This is a genomic window from uncultured Aliiroseovarius sp., from assembly GCF_947492455.1.
Taxonomy (GTDB): domain Bacteria; phylum Pseudomonadota; class Alphaproteobacteria; order Rhodobacterales; family Rhodobacteraceae; genus Aliiroseovarius.
Genome location: NZ_CANLNB010000011.1, coordinates 1 through 431, shown reverse-complemented (window position 1 = coordinate 431; position 431 = coordinate 1). Strand labels below are relative to the sequence as shown.

The window sequence follows — 431 nt, the reverse complement described above, 5'->3', positions numbered from 1 at the left end:
CAGAAGAAATCGGCCTGGGCCCAGCAGCTGACCGAGATGACCCACGAGGACGACGATCCCGGCACCACCTGGAACGAACGCGCCCGTGCGGACAAGCCCGACTGGATGAGCCCCCGCATGGCATGGCGCGCGATCCAGCAGGCGCTGCCGAAAGAGGCGATCATCTCGTCCGATATCGGCAACAACTGCGCCATCGGCAACGCCTATCCCTCGTTCGAGGAAGGCCGAAAGTACCTCGCCCCCGGCCTGTTTGGTCCCTGTGGCTATGGTCTGCCGGCTGTTGTTGGCGCCAAGATCGGCTGCCCGGACGTGCCGGTTGTAGGCTTCTCGGGCGACGGTGCCTTCGGCATCGCAGTGACCGAGCTGACCGCCATCGGCCGCGAGGAATGGCCCGCCGTGACCCAAGTGGTCTTCCGCAACTACCAGTGGGG

At 65.7% G+C, this 431-nt stretch carries 1 protein-coding gene; it reads left to right on the top strand.

Annotation, left to right across the window (positions count from 1 at the left end; all coding sequences use genetic code 11):
* The coding region (locus tag Q0677_RS15065) for a thiamine pyrophosphate-dependent enzyme (RefSeq protein ID WP_298911398.1) at window positions 1-431 on the top strand (431 nt) is incomplete at both ends.